This is a genomic window from Vagococcus teuberi (assembly GCF_001870205.1).
Classification (GTDB): Bacteria; Bacillota; Bacilli; order Lactobacillales; family Vagococcaceae; genus Vagococcus; species Vagococcus teuberi.
Map to the genome: position 1 here is coordinate 1789494 of NZ_CP017267.1, position 20511 is coordinate 1810004.

The window sequence follows — 20511 nt, forward strand, 5'->3', positions numbered from 1 at the left end:
AACTTGATTTATACCAACTAAATCAAATTTGCGCCTTAATCAACTCTTTCACGTAAACAGAATTACTATGCATTAAATTACTAACTAATAGTGATTCTTCTACCTCTCCATCTTTCAATACCAGTAGTTCCTCACAGAAATAAGTCGCTAATTCCAAACTGTGAGTTACAAATACATATTTAAGTTTGTATTCCTTTCTAAGTTCCATCAATAAATCAAGCAATTGATCAACAACTATTAAATCTAAAGAACTAAAGGACTCATCAAAGATTAATACTTGAGTTCTTGATAATAAGCTTCTTGCAATGCAAATGCGTTGAATCTGTCCCCCACTCATTTCAGTGGCTTTTTTATATAATACGTCAGCCGATAACCCAACTTTTTTGAGTATGTTAGTCATCTCATCAAGCATTTTTTTTTCATCAGTTTCATTCATTGTTTCTTTTAATGCTTCATATACGGTAAATCTAGGATTAATTGCTGACCAATAGTCTTGGAAAATCATACTAATTGGATTCTTCTTTTTGGGAGACTGTGTCACGTTTAGTTTAATATCCCCTGAGCTAGGTTTTTCAATTCCTGATAACATCTTGATAAGCGTTGTCTTACCACTACCACTTTCTCCTAAAATAGCAACGCTATCTTTTTTAAATGAGAAACTAATATTTTTTATAATATCTCGCTTTTTTTTGGAAAATAAAAAGCGAGATACCCCATAAGACTTTGATAAGTTTGTTACAACCAACCACTCACCCATTTTTTAACCTCCAAAAGGGTTTACCTATTTTTTCTTTTATTTTTCTAACTTTTCCTATATACGACTGATCATTATTATCTATATCACAAGTTTTTGTTTCTTCTATTTTTTTTCCATCATCTAATACAATCACATAATCACATAGACTATCCATAACAGAGATATCATGAGTAGACAAAATCAATGTTTTACCTACTTCTTTTTTATACGTTAAGAATAAATCAATTACTTTTTTCTTATTAATACTATCCAAAGCACTTGTTGGTTCATCTGCTATAACACATTCAGGGTTTAAAGATAGACAAAGTGCTATAATACATCTTTGTAACATTCCACCTGATAATTGAAATGGGTATTTTGTCAATGCTTCTGTGGATAAATCCATTTTAAAAAATAGGTCTTTTATTCTTTCTTTACCAACTGTCGAATCTATTTGGTTTTCAAGAAAGGTTTCTTCAAATTGTTTACCTATCTTTTCAATGGGATCAAACGCTTGATAAGCATTCTGTGGAATATAGGATAATTTAGGGCTGATAAGTGATATCCCATCCTTGTCTATGATAGTATTCAACTTCTTAACATCTTCATTATCAAAATAATAGGATACTTGCCCATCAATCAAAAAATTAGCTTCGCTTAATCCCACTAATGTTTTCAATAAGGTTGATTTTCCACTTCCACTTGGTCCAAATATACCAGTCACTTCATTTTTATTAATACAAAAACTAATATCATTTAAAAATTTTTTTTCGTCATTGGATTGCACAGTCAAATGGGCAATAGACATAATGTGAGTCATTTTTTCATACCTTCTAATTTTTTTGATAAAATTGTTCATTAATAAAATCACTAATGTAATTTAACATGCCGATCACTAAAAATAGTACCATACCTGGTGGAATCATTTGCCAAGGATTTATCACACTAACCTCTCTAGCATCGTTTAGCATAGTCCCCCACTCTGGCGTTGGGGGTTGTATCCCTATTCCTAAAAAAGATAATGCACTAATACTCATCACTACTGTGCTTAAATCCAAAGTAGCGTAAACGATAATACTTCTTAGTAATTGTCGTAAGACGTGATGATAGTATATCCATAACTTATTTTTTCCAGATCCGACAGAAAATAACACATAATTTTTACTCCGAATGACTTTTATCTCAGAACGTATCATTTTTATATACCAAGGCCACCGAACTAGTGTTAATGCCAAAATAATTGTTAACATACTCGGTCCTAATATTCCTATCATAATAAGAGACAGCATTTCACTTGGTAGAGACAACAACCAATCACAAATTTTAACAATCATACGGTCAAATATACCATCTGACATGCCAGATATACTTCCAAAAATAACGCCACCTAGAATAATCGAAATAACAATTAATATTGATAATAATATTGTTGTTCTTCCACCAAAAACAATTCTAGAAAAAATATCTCTACCTAATAAATCTGTTCCTAATATGTGCTGAAAAGATGGTTTCAATAGTTTATTCGGAATATCTTGACTATTTGGATCGTGCACCGTAACATACGGAGCAAAAACAATGCAAAGTAATAATAAAATTAAAATAATACTGAAAACTAAAAGTAGTTTATCAGTTTTTATTTTTTTAAATTTTCTCATACACTGCCTCTTTCTGATAACCTTGGATCAATATATGTCATTAATTTTTCTACAATCATACCACTAAAAACAAAAAACAAAGCTGTTAACACGATATATGCTTGTAAAACTGGAATATCTCTATTATGTATAGCGTTAATACACAATAACCCTAATCCTGGCCAAGCAAAAACACTTTCTACTATAATACTTCCTGCAATTAATTTAGGGATACTCATTCCAATTGACACTAATGATGATTTTAAGGAATTCTTTAAAATGTGACGTCCTATTTTTTTTTGAGAAAAACCTCTTACTTTATAATAATTCACATATTGTTGTGTTCTATTTTGGATAAATTCATTTCTAATTAGGCGTATATACGATGACGAATACACTATTGATAACGTAATCGCAGGTAGAATAACAGAATAAAAACCATCAAATCCTCCTGTTGGAAACAAATTATATTTCACCGAAAATAATGAAATCAACAAGATACCTAACCAAAATGACGGAACAGCACTTAATATAAAACTCAATACTCTCATTATTTTTTCAAACCAATGATTATATAGATGAACCATTAGCATACTAAAAATAAAACAAGTAATTAGAATAAAGACAACTGTCATAATCATCAAAATAAAAGTATAAGGAAAAGCATCTAAAATCATATTTTTTATGTTTTTACCTGAAACATAACTCAATCCAAAATCACCTTGTATCGCATTTCCTATCCATTTCAAATACCTTATAAAAAAAGGTGTGTCTAATCCAAGTTCATGACGTCTTTGGATAATGTTTTCTTGTGTCGGTGTAATTGCCTGTACTCGTAGTGATGTTTCAGCTGGATCTTTAGATAGATAAGTCAGTAAAAAAAATGGGATAAATGACGTTAAGAACACTATGCCAAAAACCTTTATAATCAAAGATAATATTCGTTTAATCATAACATCACGCTCTATTTCCTTATCATTGTTTTTTAAATGACATTTTTTCAAATGGGATTTCATATTGAGAATCATTAAATTCTATATTTTTTAAATCTGATGAACCAATCGCTTTTGTTTTTGAATAAGAAATAGGAATATAAACACATTCGTCATTAATATAAGAAAGAATTGTTTTGTAGTCTTCCTGTCTTTTTTCTTCATTAGGTTCAATCATCACTTCAGTAATTAAGTTATCTAACCATTTTTTCTTCTCTAAACCTAATTGTGCTTGGTAATCTCCATGAGCTGGTATTCTCCATGAAGAAACATATGATTGTGGATCATAAGGTGTCCCCCATGATAATGAGTATTGTAAATCAAACTCACCACTTTTTTGTCTATCTAAAAAATTTTGTTTTTCTTCAGATATGATAGTAACGTCTACCCCCACATTTTTTAAATCAGATTGAATAGATTGTGCTATTAATCCTTCTTGGGCATTTTGAGAATTATATGAAAATGTTAATAATAATTTTTCACCATTTTTATAACGAAAACCATCGTCACTAGTTTTCCAACCAGCATTATCTAGTAATTTTTTTGCATTCTCTATATCAAAAGCATAGTGTTTTAAATCAACATCTGAATAGGGGGCCGTTTTTGGTAATAAGGTTTGTGCTTCGTCTTCTGCACCATTTAGTATTCCTTTAACAATATTTTGTTTATTAACAGCTTGAGTAATGGCTTCTCTGACATTTTTATCATTTAAATTAGGTCTCTTACTATTTAATAAAATTGCACGTGATGCAACAGGTTTACTAAATAATGTTTGGAATTTTTTATCTTTTTCCATTTCAGTAAACGTGTCCATACTTAATTGATCACCATCTGATCCATATATCAAGTCAATATCCCCTTTTTTTAATGATAACAACAATGACTGAGTATCAGGTATTACTTTCCACGTTATTTCTTCAATTTGAGGTTCTTGTCCCCAATAATGATTATTTTTTTTAAAGACTGCTACTTGACCATCTTTATGACTCTCAAGAACATATGCTCCAGTACCAATATAGTCTGTTACACCGTTTTTTGTTTCGTTATTTTCAAAACATTTAGGTGAAATAAATCTGAATGGTCTTGTTAATCCTAATTCAACTAAAGTAGGGTAATATGCATGTTTTAATGTTAATTTAAATGTATCATTATCAATGACTTGCGTATTATCTATTTCATTAACCATATCAAGCCATGCATGTCTTTCACGATTGCTTAATATAGCATCAAAATTTTTCTTAACAGCCTCTGCATTAAAAGGCTCACCATCTGAGAATGTCACACCTTTTCGTAAGTGAAATGTATATTCTTTACCATCATCTGAGATGTCCCAACTTTCTGCTAAAGCTGGAATGACTTTACCATCTTCATTTTTAGTCAGTCCTTCAAAAACCATGTTTTGAGCAGCCATTTCTCCATTGTAAAGATGGGGATTGATATCTCTAACATCTTTTGTACTTCCATAATTTAAATTTGTTTTGCTCGTTTGTGCTTCTTTTTTACCACAACCGGTTAATAATACTATTGACATTAAAAATACAAAAAAACCTAAAAACCTGCTTCTATTCACTTAAATCATCCTCCAAAGTATCATATTCACTCTATAACACAAATATAACACATTTGTAATAAAATAAACTTTTAAAATATTTTATTTTATCTTTAAAACACTTTTTACATAAAAAGAATTAATTAGTTGCTTTAATCAAAAAAATAGGAGAAAACATGCAATTTACTTGTTGTTCTTCATTCAACAAATAATTATTTAAATTATGACGAACAGAAATATCACTTATATTTAAAGACTTTAGTATATCAATATCCCACTGTGGTCTATCTATTTTAGACATCGGCATCTTTCTAGCCAATTCTTCCATACGTTGAATATCAGTCATTTCATATAAATCTTTCACATCGTAATTTTTAACTAAACGTCTAGCTTCATTGTATTCCTGTCTAACCTTTTCATCATATAAATAGTGATACCAGTTAGAATCAAAATTCAATAATATACCCCCAGGTTTTAGTACCCTCAACCATTCTTGGTAAGCTTTTTCTGGATTTTCTAGATTCCATGTAACATTTCGAGTTACAATAGCGTCATATTCATTTTCATCAAATAATAATTCTTGAGCATCCATCAATTGCCACTCTATCATTGATGATAGATGACCTGCATTACATTTTGCTTTTGTTAACATCTCTTCAGTCATATCAATAGAAGTTACTTCATAACCCAAATCAGCTAAAATGATTGATAAAAAACCAGGACCCGTCCCAATATCCAGCACTTTTTTTACTTTGATATCACTAGATAGCAACTCTTGATGAATATAATCTTGCCAAATTTTTTTTTGTTCCCCTAGTAATTCATCTTTATGTTGTTCAGCATATGTTATTGAGCGATCAGCCCAATAGTCAATCATTTCTTTTTTAAAATCTTTCACTACCATATGCGTTTCCTCCATTATTAATCTATTTAAAATAATGGTCATTTTTATTTAATTCTAACTCTGGCAGTTCAAATACTAATGACCTAAAAATGTTTAATGCATGCATCAACACTTTTCTATTTTTTTCACCCTTATCACTCATTGTTCTTAAAATAAATCCTGGTTTCTCTAATGTTGATAGACCAAAATCTACCTCAATCTGTAACTTAGAAAGCTTTTCTTTTATTTTTTCTATCACATCATTCGTACAAAGATGACTAATCACGACTAAACTATTGTAGTTTTGATGGCCTTCAAAAAAACCTAACTGTCTCATATCATCTTTTTCAGGTGTTAAAAATGAGTGATCATTATAGATTAATTTTTTATCCATATAGATACTTGTCTTCATTTGAACGCTAGAATATTGAAAGTCCTTCTCATCTTCAGACCATCCAGCAGTCACACCATCAATTAAAGCCAGTGTTGAAGTAGGTGTCATATGAATCATTGTCTCTTGAGAATACACAGCGTTTTTATATGGAATAACCTCATCTGTTAAATATTCTAAAAAACTATTTTCTTCTAAATGAATAGATACCTTCTGACCAGTTTCTATTCTGTTATCGCATTTATAAACATAAGTAGGTGCTTGAGACGTTACAATTACATGAGAATGACTTAATAGTGTCATATTGACTTCATATGTTTCACCCTCAATAAATCCACCACCAGTATTAATTAAAAAATAGTAGGGTGTATTTTCATATGGTAAATGGACATTAGAGGATACTCTAGAATTTCCTTCATGATATATCCTCTTAGCAATTGTTCTTCCATTTATTTCAGAAAAAATCAAATCTATTAATCCATCTGATTTATTTTTCATTTTACAAACCTTCTAACAATACATTTTTTTTAATCCAATCATATACAGCATCCAAACCGTCTTGATCTTTTAAGTTAGTAAATAAAAATGTATTATCATCTCTAAAGACTTCTGTATCTTTTTTCATCACATCTAAATCTGCCCCTACATAAGGTGCTAAATCTACTTTATTGATAATAAAAAGATCACTTTTAATCATACCTTGACCAGCTTTTCTAGGAATCTTTTCTCCTTGAGCAACGTCGATAATGTAAATAGATGAATCCACTAATTCTGGGCTAAAAGTTGCCGCTAAATTATCTCCACCACTCTCAAGAAAAATAATATCTAAATCTTCAAATCTATTTTTTAACTCCTCAATAGCAGAAAAATTCATGGAAGCATCTTCCCTAATAGCTGTATGAGGACATCCTCCTGTTTCCACACCAATAATTTGATCTTCATTTAACACAGAATTGTTCACTAAAAACTTGGCATCTTCTTTTGTATAAATATCATTTGTAATAACTGCTACATTTAATTCTTCATTCATTTTTCTAACTAATCTTTCGATTAATAACGTTTTTCCAGATCCTACAGGACCTCCAACGCCAATTACTACTGTTCTTTTCATCATAATGTCCTCCTATGACATAAATAGTCTAAATATTTGTGTTTCATGCTTAATTTGAGATAGTTCTATTCCAGGGACATTAGCTCCTAAATAATTTGAATCTAAATCTTTTATTTCCTCAATTATGTCTTTTAATACTGTAAAGGTTCGTTGTAAGACTAGCTGACCTATCTTTTGACCTAAGGGAATAGCTCTTACTGCATTTTGGATCATGGTAGAATTAATACTATATCCATATAAGAAAATAGATTCATTTTTCTCTAATCCTTTAATATACGCAAAAATAGCAAATACTATAGCAGGGTTACCATAAACTTCTTTCGATTGAATCAACTCTGCATATTTTGTAATTAAAGGAATATCATGTAATATTTGGATTAAATCTATCATTTGTTTGGCTATCATTTTTGTCCCATTTCTTGTTTCAACTGATTGAGAGGAACAAGTAATTAATTGATCATAAAACCATATTTTATCTATTTCATCTTTTTCTAACGCATCAAAACATAACGAAATAAGTAATCCTTCCCCATACTTAAATTGTGTTTTCAAATACGTATCTAGCCATAATTCAAAATCTTCGGCATTATCTACTTTGTCCGTTCTTAAATAATTTTCCATACCAAAAGAATGATTAAACGTTCCTATGGGAAATGTCGAATCACACACCTGTACAACGTCTAAATAATTTTTAAATGATTTATTGTTAATGTACATGAGACAAGTCCACGTGTTTTAATGGTTTTTTTAATTGAATCACATCAATGCGATAATCAACAGATTTGGCATCAAGTAATTCGACAACTGTCGGATCAAACTCTAAAACTATTTGTCCATCTTCTACGACAACAGGTTTATGAGTATTTCCTAACATATGAGCAACCTCTCCCATTTCATCAATTGTTGAAGGACTGACTATAATCATTTTTTCTGAACGGACTGTAACGAGTAATACATTATGATCATCGATAAAAAATATTGCTCCATTACTTAATTTTTCACTATCTTCTGATAAGTTAATCCCATAATCATTGCCATGATCAGACGTCACACGTAGTATTTTCTTATTCAATTCATCATGAGTTAAAGATACCGTTTCGACATGGAATGTTTCTATATCATTTACTTCATCTATTGTTGTATCTATTTTATTAAAAATCATACTTTTTTTACTCCATTTCTTTAAAAGAATAGATGATAATGTGAATCATCCTAATTACTATTATTCCTATTCACATTTATCATCTAAAACTACATTCAACTATTTCATTTTAGAATAAATAGTATCTTTGACTTAATGCTACTTGATCAATTGGTTCACATGTAATCAATTCATCATCGATTTTTACATCGAATGTTTGTGGATCTACTGAGATAGTTTTTGGGCTATAATTATTTAATTTCATATCTCGTTTCGTTAAGTTTCTTGTATTATGTACTGGAAGAACTACTTTTCCTAAGTTAATTTGATCTTTAATACCATGTTCATAGGCATAAGTTGAAACAAACGTAATATTAGTTGTTTCAACCGCTTTTCCATAAGCACCAAAAAGATCTCTCATAAGTCTAGGTTGAGGTGTCGGTAAACTAGAACTTGCATCTCCCATAACACCGTAAGTAATCATCCCCATTTTCAATACCATTTTTGGTTTTGCCCCAAATTTAGCTGGTTCCCAGATAACTAAATCAGCAAATTTACCGACTTCAACTGATCCAATATAGTCTGATACACCATTAGTAATAGCTGGGTTGATTGTATATTTTGCAATATAGCGTTTTATACGATTATTATCATTAAACTCGCTATCACCTTCTAACGGTCCACGTTGTTTTTTCATTTTATCTGCTAATTGCCAACAACGCATTGCAACTTCACCAACACGTCCCATTGCCATCGCGTCTGATGTCATGATACTTAAAGCTCCCATATCATGTAATACATCTTCGGCTGCAATAGTTTGTTTACGTACACGTGATTCAGCGAACGATACGTCCTCAGGTAATTTTGGATCTAAATTATGACAAACCATAACCATATCAAATAACTCACTAATCTCATTTACTGTGTATGGATTTGTTGGATTAGTTGAAGAAGGTAACACATTATCATGCCCTGCTACAACCATAATATCTGGAGCATGACCTCCACCAGCACCTTCAGTATGGAACGTATGAACTGTTCTTCCTGCAAAAGCATCAAGTGTATTCCCTACAAATCCACCTTCGTTTAATGAGTCAGTATGCACAGCAAATTGTACATCATATTCATCAGCAGCTTTTAATGAATTATCAATACCTGCACTAGTTGCACCCCAATCTTCATGGGTCTTAATTGCCATAGCGCCTGCTTCAATTTGCTCAGCGATAGTTTCCGGCGTAGCACCAGATCCTTTTGCCATAACACCAAAGTTAATTGGTAAATTTTCAGCTGATTGTAACATTTTTTCGATATGCCATTTACCTGGAGAGGTTGTCGCTGAATTCGTTCCATCAGCTGGACCTGTCCCTCCACCAAATAGTGTTGTGATACCATTATCCAACGCTGCATGAGCTAATCCTGGTGAAATAAAATGCACATGGATATCTAAACCTCCTGCAGTAACAATTAAACCTTCTGCAGATATTGCTTCAGTACTTGCACCAACAACAAAGTCAATGTTATCCATGTTGTCTGGATTTCCACCTTTACCAATTGCGATAATTTTTCCATCACGAATACCAATATCTGCTTTGATAATTCCTGTGTAGTCTATAATTGTCGCATTAGTAATAATAGTATCCACTACTAGAGGATTTGAACGGCGTGTTTCTGTCGCACTAACGCCCATTCCATCACGTAATACTTTTCCTCCACCAAATTTACTCTCTTGACCATGAACTGTATAATCTTTTTCGATAGCTGCAAATAAATCAGTATCTCCTAAACGAATGCTATCTCCTATCACAGGGCCAAACATTTGTGAATATTTTTTTCTATCTAATTCAAAACTCATATTTTTCCCTCTTTTCTATCTTCTATTTATTTCGATCATCATCTAAATAGCCATTTACTTTATCGTTGAAACCAAAGATACGACGTTTTCCACCTAGATCAATTAAATTCACTTTTCTCACTTCACCTGGTTCAAAACGGACAGCAGTTCCTGCTGGTATATCTAATCGTTTTCCTCTAGCTTTATCTCGGTCAAATTTTAATCCTTCTTCATTCGCTTCAAAAAAATGAAAATGAGAACCTACTTGAACAGCTCTATCTCCAATATTTTTAACTTCGATAGTTATTGCTTCATAGCCTTCATTACAAAGAACTGGATCTTTTGCTAATTTATATTCTCCTGGTATCATAATGTATTCCCCCTTATAATTTTTATTGAATTGGATCGTGAATCGTTACTAACTTAGTTCCATCTGGAAAAGTTGCTTCAACTTGAATCATAGGGATCATTTCTGAAACACCTTCCATCACATCATCTTTTGTTAAAAGGGTTCTCCCATCATTCATCAGCTCAGAAACTGATTTTCCCTCTCTAGCTCCTTCTAGAACTAAATCAGTAATTAATGCGATACTTTCTGGATGATTTAATTTAATTTTCTTTTCTCTCCGTCTATTTGCTATCATAGCTGCTAAACTGATCATCATTTTTTCTTGTTCTCTTGTTGTTAATTGCATGTTCATTCCCCTTTCATACTATTTTGGCCACATACTTAATAACATTAAAAATCCTGGTATCCAAGCTGTTACTATGCCTTCGCCAACGGCTAAATAGCCAACGAATTTACCAAGATCTTTCCCTAATGTGTTTTCGATAAAACCTGTCAACCATAAAATTCCCCATAGGAACCAGATAATTCCATATAAAGAATTTCCACCATACCCTGAAAAACATAGTATTCCAGCTGGTATTGAGTTAATAGCGACAAATAAACTAAACCAACCATATAATCTTTGGTCTAAATTAAAGATTGAATTGATTGCTGTATACAGATAGGTAAATGCAAATAATAATCCTGTAGCACTTGCGTAAAACCATGAAGCATCTTTATTAGCAATAATTCCATAGGATAGGGCAACAATGTTTAATATTAAACTGAGCCCACCTGTAAAAAGATTCATTACTACAATAGATTTATCTTTTATTCCTTGTAGTCGGTACAACCCATTACTTATTAGAACCATACCTACATAAAGTAAAATCACACCAAGCATTAGTTTTCTCACCTCTTTTCTAAATATGATGTGCTAATCATTTAAAAAACTTTTAGCAACTTATAATAGATTAAAATTTAAAATTAACTTTTTTTGGAGTATTCTTTTGTTTTTTTGTTATTTTATAAATATAAAAAAAGTTATATTAAAACGTCTTACTAATTTTCGATTTCTTATATTTGTTGATTATATAGACTAAAATCGGACATTATTTTAATTTTTATGTTTTTTTGTATGACTTATTAGCAATTTTTAAAAATATATTTTGAATTTTTTGAGAATGTTTTTTCAAAAAAAGATACTTTTTTCCCCATATGATGATTGGATTTATGAATAAAGATACAAAAAAACACAGGAAAGCGACATTTGCTTTCCTGTGTTTTTCACTATTATTTATTTTATTTTCTTTTCTGACTAGACTCCATAATCACTGGTAAAATAACTGGTCGACGTTTCGTTTGTTCGTAGAGATAGCGACTTAACTGGTCTCTTATCTCTTGCTTCAGCACACCCCAGTCAAAATCTTGCTTTTCAAGATTTTCAAGGACGACTGTCTCTACAATATCGCCACTTTCTTTCATCAAATTATTACTTGATTTCATGTAAACAAACCCACGTGACGTGATTCTAGCTGGAGAAATAATTTTTTTCTCGCGACGACTAATCGTAATGGCTGCGATAATAATACCATCTTCAGATAAAATTTTTCTATCTCTTAAGACAATATTTCCAATGTCTCCTACACCGAGTCCATCTATCAAGATATTTTCGACTTCAATAGAGCCTGTCATTCTCAATCGACCTGTTTCAAATTCTAAAATATCTCCTTTACCTAAGATAAAGATGTTTTTAAATGGAATACCTACTTGATTTGCCAATTCAGCATGTTTGGCTAACACTCTGTATTCCCCTTGAATAGGGATAAAGAAGGTTGGTTTCATTAGGTTTAACATCAATTTTAAATCATTTTGGTTAGCATGTCCTGAAACTTTCACTGTATCTGAAATAGTTTGGACTGTTCCACCTGCGCGATAAACCATGTCTTCTGTTTTGGCTACCATTGTTTCAACAGCAGTTGATGGTGTTGTGGTGATGTAGATTAGGTCGCCTTCTGTTATACGGATAAAACGGTGACGTCCACTCGCCATTTTTTGCAATGTGTTTAATGGCTCACCCATACGACCAGTTTCTAAAATAACTAATTCATGTGGTTCTTTATGTTTCATTTGTTTTTCTGTTATTATCAACTCATCATTTGGTAATGTTAGTTTTCCTAGACGAATCGCTGTACGAACAATTTGCTCAACATCTTTTCCAGTTAGAACAACAAATCGCTCACTCAAATAAGCTGCGTCAAATACTTGTTGGATGCGTTGCAAATTACTTGCCACACTAGCCACAATAATGCGACCTTCCCAATATCTAAATGTATCGACTACCTCATCAGCCACTTCATTTTCAGAAGCAGATAATATATTACTCTCGGCGTTAGTTGAGTCACTTAGTAAAGCTAATACACCTTTTTTACCAATCTCTGCTAATCTAGCAAAATCTGTTTGGTACATTGGACTTGCACTTTGATCAAATTTGAAATCCCCTGTATAAACGATTTGCCCTTCTCCAGTTGTTAACACAATTCCCATAGAGTCTGGAACAGTATGAGTTGTTCTAAAGAAGCTCACTTCTGATTTGCTGAATTCAATGATTGTGTTTTCATCAATCACGTGGAAATCATCAAAATCTTTTGTGTTAGGGTAATTTTTTACATTAATTTTAGCTAGTTCAATTGTTAATTCAGACCCAAATACTGGTACTGAAACTTTTTCTAATAGATAAGGTAGGGCCCCAATAGCGTCTGCATGTCCGTGACTTAGAAATACTCCAGCAATCTTATCTTGACGTTCAACTAAATAAGAAAAATCAGGGATTACCATATCAATTCCTAATTGTTCATTTTCTGGGTATTTCAACCCACAATCCATTACAAAAATTTCTTCCTCAATTTCTGCTATATAGATACTTTTCCCGTTTTCTCTAACTCCTCCTAGAGGAATTATTTTTACTTCACTCACTAATTCTCCACCTCAATTATGCTATATAATTCTTTATATATAGCTCTTTCATTATTTTTCTTGTTCACGATCTATATTTATCAATAACTTGCCATAAAATAATTGCTTACCTGTCACTCAAACGAATTATTTCGACTTGATAAATTTTACACGTCTTAAGTTGATACCATTTTATCATAAAAAACAAAAAATTTCTGTAAGATATACTTTCTCACTCATCTATTATGAAAATACTAATTACTCTTCAATGTGTTTATTCCATTGCGTGATGATGTCTTTAAATTTTATGATAAATAAATCAATTTGTTTTGTCGTTAGTCGTGAGACATTCACTCGGCAGCTTTGCATTTCTTTACTCATCACAAATCCTGGCAATACAACAATAGAGTCTTTAATTAACAAACGCCAATCCTCTTTTATCAGCGTGCGCTTAGTATAGGTCAACCATATATAATAGCCACCTTTTGGCATCGTATAATCAAGACTAGAACTTAATTCTTTTTTGATGGCCTCAATAAAATACCTCATTCTCTCTTCTAGAGTCTGACGTAATACCATCAATTTTTCAGAAAACTCTGGGTCTGAGACGGCATATGATGCCATGACCTGAGGAAAAATATTTAACTGGGTTTCATATTCATCTCTTAGCTTTGCAACTTCATCCAGCACATAAACAGGTGCTTCAATCCATCCTAATTGCATTCTACTACCTAGTATTTTCGACAACGACCCAATGTAGATAACTAATTGAGGAGATAATTCTTTAAGTAACGGTATTCTACTAGGAGCTTCATAAGCTAACTGGCCAAACACATCATCTTCAATAATCGGAATGCGATATAGCTCACACAATGCTATTAATTTTTTTCGTCTAGTCAAACTCATCGTGGTACCTGTTGGATTTTGAAAGTTCGGATTAGTTAAGATAAGTTGGATACTCTCTTTTTTTATTGCATCCTCTAACTCATTCAAACACAAACCATCTTTATCAATTGGTATCCTAACTACTTTAATCGACATGGCATTTAAAACAGAAATGCCATTAAAAAAAGACGGATCTTCCAATGCCACAGTGTCTCCCGGTTTTAGTAAAGATTGGATTAGTAACACTAAACTTTGTTGTCCACCAGCTGTTAACATGATTTCTTCGATTTTTGGTTCATACGAATACATTTTGCCTACCAATGTCGCAATATTTTTTCGAAGTGGCTTATATCCAAGTCTAGATACTTCTACAGATAAAAATGATTGCCAATTTACATTAGGCAAACTGATATTAGGAATTAAATTATAAGGTAACTCACCACTATAAGCATCTAATACACTTGACGCGTCCATTTTTATCATCTCTTCGACTTTTGTCATGTAATCATTTTGTTGGTATTTTTGATAATTAAACTGAATTCGCTCTCTCAAATGATTAACCGCCTGTGCTTCTGACTGGCCAATAACATACGTTCCACTGCTCGCTCGTTTTTCGACAAACCCTTCAGCATTTAACTCATCATAAGCTCTTACAACGGTACTGCGATTGACACCTAGTTGATTAGCTAACTCTCTTTCTGATGGTAGTCTAAAATTTTCGTACAGAATACCTTCATCAATTTGATAAATCAATTGATTCATAATTTGTCGATACAATGGCGTATTGGTTTCTCTTTCTAATATAATATTCATTATCTCACCTCTTTGTATCAGTATATCATAAATTGGATGGGTCCAATTTTTTTTAATTGGCTCTAGGTTTTTAAAATCAACATGGTACACTTTACTACAACATCAACAAGGAGTGTTCACTATGGTAAAAAAAATATTAACCGTTGCTGGCTCTGATGCAGGAGGCGGAGCAGGAATTCAAGCAGATTTAAAAACATTTGAAGAATACGGGACATTTGGGATAAGCAGTATCACCAGTATTTTAACCGTTGATCCCAAAACAAAAAAACCATCCATTTACCCAATCCCGATTGATATTGTGGAAAAAGAACTCGATACTGCCTTTTCTGGGGGCGCGCTTGACGCATTAAAAATCGGGCTATTAGGTAGTTTACCAGTCATTGATTTACTCGAACATTATTTAGTCAAAGTAAATCAAAAAAATATCGTTTTAGATCCTGTGATGGCTGTTAAAACAAATAAAGATGTGTTACAACCTGAATTGGTCAATGGCATGATAAAAAAATTGATGCCTTTAGCAGATATTGTGACACCAAATCTTGTCGAAGCCTGTATATTGTCTGATATGCCGACAATTGAAACAGAAGAAGACATGAGGAAAGCTGTCAAAAAGATTTTCGACCTTGGGCCAAAATCTGTCATCATCAAAGGGGGCGCTCGTTTTAAAGGAGACGTTGCAACGGATTTATTTTATGATGGTGAACAGCTTTTGTTTATCCACGAAGACAAGTTAGATACTGTTACAAACCACGGAGCTGGATGCTCCTTTGCAGCGGCTATTACTGCAGGACTTGCAAAAGGATTAACCCTTGAATCAAGTGTTAGGTTAGCTAAAAAATATGTAACAAGTGCAATAAAACATGGACTATATTTAAATGACTTTACAGGATATGTTTGGCATGGTGCCTTTTTAGAAGCAACAAATAGAATGACTTTAGGAGATGATTAGTATGACTAGTACAAGATGGAGTATAAAAGAAACCACATTAATGGGATTGTTCGCGGCTTTAACGGTTGTTGGGACAAGTATTCGTGTCCCACTACCAGCCCTTGTAGGAAATCCATTTTTTCACTTTGGCTTACCGATTTTATCGTTAGCAGTGTTAACGCTAGGCTTTTTTAAAGGATCTTTGGCCGGTGGAATTGGTTTTGCTATTTTTGATATTTTAAATGGATTTGCCGCTGAAGCACCTTATTTCGTGTTAGAAAGTTTTGTCGTTGGTGCTGCTCTTAGTTTGGCTTATTCACGACTTCAAAAATATGACGACAAAGTTTGGTTTATTCCAACGATTATGTTTTTTGCAGCTATCGCTAAAATCATCATGACTTTTCTAAAAAATTTAGTCATTCAACTCATGATGGGAAATGCGTTTGGCGTGTCTGCATTTGCTAGTTTTTCAACACTTTATATTACCGTTATTAACGCTATTGCCGCCATTATCATTGTGTCATTACTTTATAAACCGGTAAAAGCTCTTACAAGTAAAATGTTGTACTAAATAAAAAAGTTGCCCTAATCGGCAACTTTTTTTGTGTATCTTACTCCAATTCCTGTTAGGGCACTTATTATAGAGAATACTGGTGACAATAAACTAAAGAAAACAAACGGCATATAACTCATCGTTGGTACGCCAAATGTATTAGCAACAAAACTTCCGGCAATCCCCCAAGGAATTAAGTAATTGATTACCGTTCCTCCATCTTCGAGCGTTCGACTCAACACAACTGGATCTAAATCCATTTTTTTATAAACATCTTTAAAAGCATTTCCTGGTAAAATTACTGATAACAATTGCTCCCCGATAAAAATATTTACCCCGATACTAGATAACAAACTAACAATAATTAATTGTTTTGGTGAATGAAGTTTTTTCGCTACAGCTTCAATCACTGTTGTCACTAACCCAATTCGCATCAAAATACCACCAAGTGATAAGGTTAAAATAATCAATAACACTGTAAACGTCATGCTGTTAATCCCACCACGCGTTAGTAACATGTCTACTTGTTCATTCCCTGTTTTAGAAACAAACCCATTTTCAATAACACTGGCTAAATTAGCCAAATCAACTGAACCTTGTTGGATAATAATCATCACAACAGCTACTACTACATTTAATAAAATCGTCATGATCGCTGGAAGTTTTTTCCACGCACAGACTAGCATCAGTAAAATTGGAATGAGCGACCACAAAGATATATGAAAATTGGTTTCCAATACTTGCGTCACTTCTTTAACATTTGTCAATTCAGCTGTCGCATCAGATTTTCCAATAACCGTAAATAATATCAATGATACTAAAAATGCTGGAATTGTTGACCACATCATATTTTTTATATGGTCAAATAAATCTGCTTCTACCACAGCTGAAGCTAAATTAGTTGATTCAGACAGTGGCGACATCTTGTCACCAAAAATCGCTCCTGAAGCTATTGCTCCAACAATTAAAGGAGGGTTTAACCCCAGTGTCACACCAATTCCAAAAAAAGCAATACCGATAGTCGACATGACGGTAAAGGCACTCCCAACGGCACTCCCGACAATAGCACAAACAAGAAAAATAGATGGAATAAACCACTTCACACTTAATAATTTAAATCCGATTACCATAATGGTTGGGATAATACCAGCTTGTATCCAGACGGCTATAAGTGCTCCAACAAGTAAAAAGATAAAAATTGGAATAACCCCCGGTTTTAAACCGCTTATAATGCCTTCGTTGACCCACTCTAATGGCATTTTTCTCATTACCATGTAGCCAATTGTCAACGCAACCGCAAATAATATCACCACATTAGGTGACAATTTAAACACAATAACGCCTAATGAAATACAACATAAAATAATTAATAACACAACACTTGCTTCTAACAAGCCAATCTTTTTCTTCATGATTTTTCCTCTTTTCATTTAATAAATTAGTTAGTTTATTAAATAAAACGATATCGTATCATTCCACCACAGCTCATCTTCATTCTCCTTTATGCACTAAAAAAGTCACCCGTATGCTATTACACATAAGGGCGACTTTTTCGCGGTACCACCTTAATTTAAAGATAATATATCTATCTTCATCTCTTAATTTATTATTTAATTATCTATCATTTTAAGTGTAATTCGGAAAAATAAGTTGGTTCGATTTTCAGCAACCATCGACTTTCTAAACACAGTTCTTATTCCCTACTGGCAAAAAATGTAAAACTTTTATTCATACTATCGAGTTATTGAATAAAAGTCAATCCTTTAATTTTTATACCATAAAAAATGACTCACTTTTTCATCGACTTCTTTGTTTTCATGTAAGCCACTATGGTCGGCACCTGTAATGATGACATGCTCCACATTATTTCCATTATTCATTAACATCATGTTAACGGACAAGGCACTACTCAACGGGACTACTTTATCGCTCAAATCATTTTCAGATAATTTACCAGCAATTAATAACACGTCCACGTCTTTTGGCATACCATCTAACTCATTTTCATACAGAATAAAACGCTCACTTCTTTGACTAGGTCCTGCTATTAGTAAATCATCTAGACTTTGACTATCAAACGTATCTAAAAACTCATTAAATGGTGAACCTATAGCAACAAATTTATTTACTTTAGGAAGTGTTGCGTTTGTGCCATCTTGTAATAAATACCTGAATTCACTGATGCCACCCATTGAATGACCAACTAGATTGACTGTTTTCACTTGATAGTTTTCTTGGAGAAACACTAAAACAGCTTTTATCCAAGCAGCTTGTTCCCACTCATTATTTCGATTGTCTTCAAATAATACTTGAACCATCGGATTGTCTTTAGAGAAATGACCATCCTTCAATGCTTTTTTCTCACTTACAATGCCATCTTTTGACACAGTTAATACTAATGATTTTTGTGCCACTTCTTGATTAGTAAAACGGTTCAACATGCCACCTAAAGAGTGCTTTCCACCGCCAGCACCATGTAGAAATATAGTAGGGACATCAGAGTATGCAACATCTACTGCCTTTTCTTCCGAAGACAAAGGTTTCACTGAATTATTGAGTCGACAACCTGATAATATCAAGATAAGTATACCCATTAACAAAATAAACTGCTTTGAAATACGCAATAGAAAACCTCCTTAAATGACCTATATTAAAAAGAAAAACCGATAAAAATATCGGTTTTACAGTTTATCTACTTGATCAAAGTCCAATTCTGTACTTGTTTCACGACCAAACATGTCAATATTTACTTTTAGTTTTTGTTTTTCTAGATCGATTTCTGTAATTTCTCCTGTTAATCCAGAGAAAGCACCTTCTGTAATCGTCACTGTTTCGCCTAACTCAACGTCTAAGTCAGTTACACGTTTACTCATACCTAATTTACCAAGTATGTGTGTTACCTCTTCTGGTAACAATGGTGCAGGTTTACTTCCTGCTCCGTGTGAGCCGACAAATCCTGTCACTCCCGGTGTATTACGTACAATATACCAAGATTCATCTGTCATAATCATTTCAACTAACACATAACCAGGGAACGTTTTTTTGGCTGTAATTTTTTCTTGCCCATTCTTTATTTCTCTTTCTTCCTCTTCCGGAACAACCACACGAAAAATAAAATCTTCCATTCCCATACTTTGTGCACGAGATTCGATATTTGTCTTTACTTTGTTTTCATATCCTGAATATGTATGTAATACGTACCACTGTCTTTCAAACGATTCCACAGAATTCAACCATCCTTTTCATGATAAAATAAAAAAACCTCAGAGAGCCGAAGTTTTTCTTTCAATTAATTGTAACACTCAAATATGCTTTTTTCTAGTAATTTCTACAGACCTTTAAGACCTAAGTAAGAAATTTTCGCTAATAAAAAGTCAACTGCTGCAAAGAATAACGCAAATAAAATAGTTGATTGGATGACAGTAATCACATCTTTAACTAATTTTTTACGTGTTGGCCATGTTACAAGTTTCATCTCTTCAATAACACTTTTTAAGAATTTCATTTTGTCTCCTCCTAAGATAAGTCTTTTTTATTTTGTTTCTTTATGTACTGTATGCTTTTTACAATACTTACAGAATTTCTTCACTTCTAATCGCTCTGTACGTTGTGAATCACTAACTGCTTTTGAGTAATTACGCGAACCACATACGGTACAGGCAAGTGCTGATTTTTTTTGAGCCAAGGGTAGAATCCTCCCACTATATTAATAACTTTTAAAGTATAACGTTTATTATAATTTTTGTCAAACTTGTTCGTTTACTGTACAGAATTATTGTTC

Annotated in this window: 23 protein-coding genes; 2 read left to right on the forward strand and 21 right to left on the reverse strand. The window is 32.6% G+C overall.

Annotated features, from left to right (window positions below; all coding sequences use genetic code 11):
• Positions 1-22 precede the first annotated feature (22 nt).
• From BHY08_RS08555 to BHY08_RS08630, 16 genes are all read right to left on the reverse strand, one after another.
• Entirely contained in the window at positions 23-757 is a 735-nt protein-coding gene (locus BHY08_RS08555; protein WP_071457465.1) for an ABC transporter ATP-binding protein, read from the reverse strand.
• Positions 750-1556: an ABC transporter ATP-binding protein gene (locus BHY08_RS08560; protein WP_169817678.1), complete on the reverse strand. Its 807-nt coding sequence runs from the start codon at positions 1554-1556 to the stop codon at positions 750-752. The genes BHY08_RS08555 and BHY08_RS08560 overlap by 8 nt, the downstream gene beginning before the upstream one ends.
• A 13-nt stretch (positions 1557-1569) precedes the next feature.
• Entirely contained in the window at positions 1570-2391 is an 822-nt protein-coding gene (locus BHY08_RS08565) for an ABC transporter permease (protein WP_071457467.1), read from the reverse strand.
• A complete protein-coding gene (locus BHY08_RS08570; RefSeq protein WP_071457875.1) occupies positions 2388-3323 on the reverse strand; it encodes an ABC transporter permease in 936 nt (311 codons plus the stop codon). The genes BHY08_RS08565 and BHY08_RS08570 overlap by 4 nt, the downstream gene beginning before the upstream one ends.
• A 22-nt stretch (positions 3324-3345) precedes the next feature.
• Complete coding sequence (gene nikA / locus BHY08_RS08575) at positions 3346-4932, reverse strand: nickel ABC transporter substrate-binding protein (RefSeq protein WP_199566559.1); 1587 nt, start codon at positions 4930-4932, stop codon at positions 3346-3348.
• 118 nt (positions 4933-5050) lie between these two features.
• Positions 5051-5815, reverse strand: coding sequence for a class I SAM-dependent methyltransferase (locus tag BHY08_RS08580; RefSeq protein WP_071457468.1), 765 nt, complete (start codon positions 5813-5815; stop codon positions 5051-5053).
• A 22-nt stretch (positions 5816-5837) separates the two neighbouring features.
• On the reverse strand, positions 5838-6683 hold the full coding sequence (locus BHY08_RS08585; protein ID WP_071457469.1) for an urease accessory protein UreD: 846 nt from the start codon (positions 6681-6683) through the stop codon (positions 5838-5840).
• 1 nt (position 6684) lies between these two features.
• Entirely contained in the window at positions 6685-7299 is a 615-nt protein-coding gene (gene ureG / locus BHY08_RS08590) for an urease accessory protein UreG (RefSeq protein WP_187363576.1), read from the reverse strand.
• A 9-nt stretch (positions 7300-7308) separates the two neighbouring features.
• Positions 7309-8013: an urease accessory protein UreF gene (locus BHY08_RS08595; RefSeq protein ID WP_071457471.1), complete on the reverse strand. Its 705-nt coding sequence runs from the start codon at positions 8011-8013 to the stop codon at positions 7309-7311.
• A complete protein-coding gene (locus BHY08_RS08600; RefSeq protein WP_071457472.1) occupies positions 8003-8458 on the reverse strand; it encodes an urease accessory protein UreE in 456 nt (151 codons plus the stop codon). The genes BHY08_RS08595 and BHY08_RS08600 overlap by 11 nt, the downstream gene beginning before the upstream one ends.
• Before the next feature lie 109 nt (positions 8459-8567).
• Positions 8568-10289 (reverse strand): urease subunit alpha, encoded by a 1722-nt coding sequence (ureC, locus tag BHY08_RS08605; protein WP_071457473.1) that lies wholly within the window; start codon positions 10287-10289, stop codon positions 8568-8570.
• A 22-nt stretch (positions 10290-10311) separates the two neighbouring features.
• Positions 10312-10638: an urease subunit beta gene (locus BHY08_RS08610; RefSeq protein WP_071457474.1), complete on the reverse strand. Its 327-nt coding sequence runs from the start codon at positions 10636-10638 to the stop codon at positions 10312-10314.
• 22 nt (positions 10639-10660) lie between these two features.
• On the reverse strand, positions 10661-10963 hold the full coding sequence (locus BHY08_RS08615) for an urease subunit gamma (RefSeq protein WP_071457475.1): 303 nt from the start codon (positions 10961-10963) through the stop codon (positions 10661-10663).
• Between the two features lie 18 nt (positions 10964-10981).
• The gene (locus BHY08_RS08620) at positions 10982-11500 is read right to left on the reverse strand and encodes an AmiS/UreI family transporter (protein WP_071457476.1); all 519 of its coding nucleotides are present in this window, start codon (positions 11498-11500) and stop codon (positions 10982-10984) included.
• A gap of 398 nt (positions 11501-11898) precedes the next feature.
• Positions 11899-13572 carry a ribonuclease J gene (locus BHY08_RS08625; RefSeq protein WP_071457477.1) on the reverse strand — a complete coding sequence of 558 codons (1674 nt, stop codon included), beginning with the start codon at positions 13570-13572 and terminating at the stop codon, positions 11899-11901.
• Between the two features lie 237 nt (positions 13573-13809).
• Entirely contained in the window at positions 13810-15249 is a 1440-nt protein-coding gene (locus BHY08_RS08630; protein ID WP_071457478.1) for an aminotransferase-like domain-containing protein, read from the reverse strand.
• A gap of 121 nt (positions 15250-15370) precedes the next feature.
• Here BHY08_RS08630 and thiD point away from each other — a divergent pair, with 121 nt between their 5' ends.
• Positions 15371-16198 carry a bifunctional hydroxymethylpyrimidine kinase/phosphomethylpyrimidine kinase gene (gene thiD / locus BHY08_RS08635; RefSeq protein WP_071457479.1) on the forward strand — a complete coding sequence of 276 codons (828 nt, stop codon included), beginning with the start codon at positions 15371-15373 and terminating at the stop codon, positions 16196-16198.
• A gap of 1 nt (position 16199) precedes the next feature.
• Positions 16200-16748 carry an ECF transporter S component gene (locus BHY08_RS08640; RefSeq protein ID WP_071457480.1) on the forward strand — a complete coding sequence of 183 codons (549 nt, stop codon included), beginning with the start codon at positions 16200-16202 and terminating at the stop codon, positions 16746-16748.
• A gap of 14 nt (positions 16749-16762) precedes the next feature.
• Here BHY08_RS08640 and nhaC read toward each other — a convergent pair whose 3' ends face one another.
• The 5 genes from nhaC to rpmG all read right to left on the reverse strand — a co-directional run bounded on the left by nhaC (position 16763) and on the right by rpmG (position 20415).
• Positions 16763-18142 (reverse strand): Na+/H+ antiporter NhaC, encoded by a 1380-nt coding sequence (nhaC, locus tag BHY08_RS08645; protein WP_071457481.1) that lies wholly within the window; start codon positions 18140-18142, stop codon positions 16763-16765.
• 351 nt (positions 18143-18493) lie between these two features.
• The gene (locus BHY08_RS08650) at positions 18494-19354 is read right to left on the reverse strand and encodes an alpha/beta hydrolase (RefSeq protein WP_157093659.1); all 861 of its coding nucleotides are present in this window, start codon (positions 19352-19354) and stop codon (positions 18494-18496) included.
• Between the two features lie 57 nt (positions 19355-19411).
• On the reverse strand, positions 19412-19954 hold the full coding sequence (nusG, locus tag BHY08_RS08655) for a transcription termination/antitermination protein NusG (protein WP_071457482.1): 543 nt from the start codon (positions 19952-19954) through the stop codon (positions 19412-19414).
• A gap of 104 nt (positions 19955-20058) precedes the next feature.
• Positions 20059-20235, reverse strand: coding sequence for a preprotein translocase subunit SecE (gene secE / locus BHY08_RS08660; RefSeq protein WP_071457483.1), 177 nt, complete (start codon positions 20233-20235; stop codon positions 20059-20061).
• 27 nt (positions 20236-20262) lie between these two features.
• Positions 20263-20415 (reverse strand): 50S ribosomal protein L33, encoded by a 153-nt coding sequence (gene rpmG / locus BHY08_RS08665; protein ID WP_071457484.1) that lies wholly within the window; start codon positions 20413-20415, stop codon positions 20263-20265.
• Positions 20416-20511 lie beyond the last annotated feature (96 nt).

Excerpts from the sequence above, each read along its gene's own strand:
- BHY08_RS08555 (WP_071457465.1), bottom strand. The coding sequence starts at position 757 with ATGGGTGAGTGGTTGGTTGTAACAAACTTATCAAAGTCTTATGGGGTA.
- BHY08_RS08560 (WP_169817678.1), bottom strand. The coding sequence starts at position 1,556 with ATGACTCACATTATGTCTATTGCCCATTTGACTGTGCAATCCAATGAC.
- BHY08_RS08565 (WP_071457467.1), bottom strand. The coding sequence starts at position 2,391 with ATGAGAAAATTTAAAAAAATAAAAACTGATAAACTACTTTTAGTTTTC.
- BHY08_RS08570 (WP_071457875.1), bottom strand. The coding sequence starts at position 3,323 with ATGATTAAACGAATATTATCTTTGATTATAAAGGTTTTTGGCATAGTG.
- BHY08_RS08580 (WP_071457468.1), bottom strand. The coding sequence starts at position 5,815 with ATGGTAGTGAAAGATTTTAAAAAAGAAATGATTGACTATTGGGCTGAT.
- BHY08_RS08585 (WP_071457469.1), bottom strand. The coding sequence starts at position 6,683 with ATGAAAAATAAATCAGATGGATTAATAGATTTGATTTTTTCTGAAATA.
- ureG (WP_187363576.1), bottom strand. The coding sequence starts at position 7,299 with ATGATGAAAAGAACAGTAGTAATTGGCGTTGGAGGTCCTGTAGGATCT.
- BHY08_RS08595 (WP_071457471.1), bottom strand. The coding sequence starts at position 8,013 with ATGTACATTAACAATAAATCATTTAAAAATTATTTAGACGTTGTACAG.
- BHY08_RS08600 (WP_071457472.1), bottom strand. The coding sequence starts at position 8,458 with ATGATTTTTAATAAAATAGATACAACAATAGATGAAGTAAATGATATA.
- ureC (WP_071457473.1), bottom strand. The coding sequence starts at position 10,289 with ATGAGTTTTGAATTAGATAGAAAAAAATATTCACAAATGTTTGGCCCT.
- BHY08_RS08610 (WP_071457474.1), bottom strand. The coding sequence starts at position 10,638 with ATGATACCAGGAGAATATAAATTAGCAAAAGATCCAGTTCTTTGTAAT.
- BHY08_RS08615 (WP_071457475.1), bottom strand. The coding sequence starts at position 10,963 with ATGCAATTAACAACAAGAGAACAAGAAAAAATGATGATCAGTTTAGCA.
- BHY08_RS08620 (WP_071457476.1), bottom strand. The coding sequence starts at position 11,500 with ATGCTTGGTGTGATTTTACTTTATGTAGGTATGGTTCTAATAAGTAAT.
- BHY08_RS08630 (WP_071457478.1), bottom strand. The coding sequence starts at position 15,249 with ATGAATATTATATTAGAAAGAGAAACCAATACGCCATTGTATCGACAA.
- thiD (WP_071457479.1), top strand. The coding sequence starts at position 15,371 with ATGGTAAAAAAAATATTAACCGTTGCTGGCTCTGATGCAGGAGGCGGA.
- BHY08_RS08640 (WP_071457480.1), top strand. The coding sequence starts at position 16,200 with ATGACTAGTACAAGATGGAGTATAAAAGAAACCACATTAATGGGATTG.
- nhaC (WP_071457481.1), bottom strand. The coding sequence starts at position 18,142 with ATGAAGAAAAAGATTGGCTTGTTAGAAGCAAGTGTTGTGTTATTAATT.
- secE (WP_071457483.1), bottom strand. The coding sequence starts at position 20,235 with ATGAAATTCTTAAAAAGTGTTATTGAAGAGATGAAACTTGTAACATGG.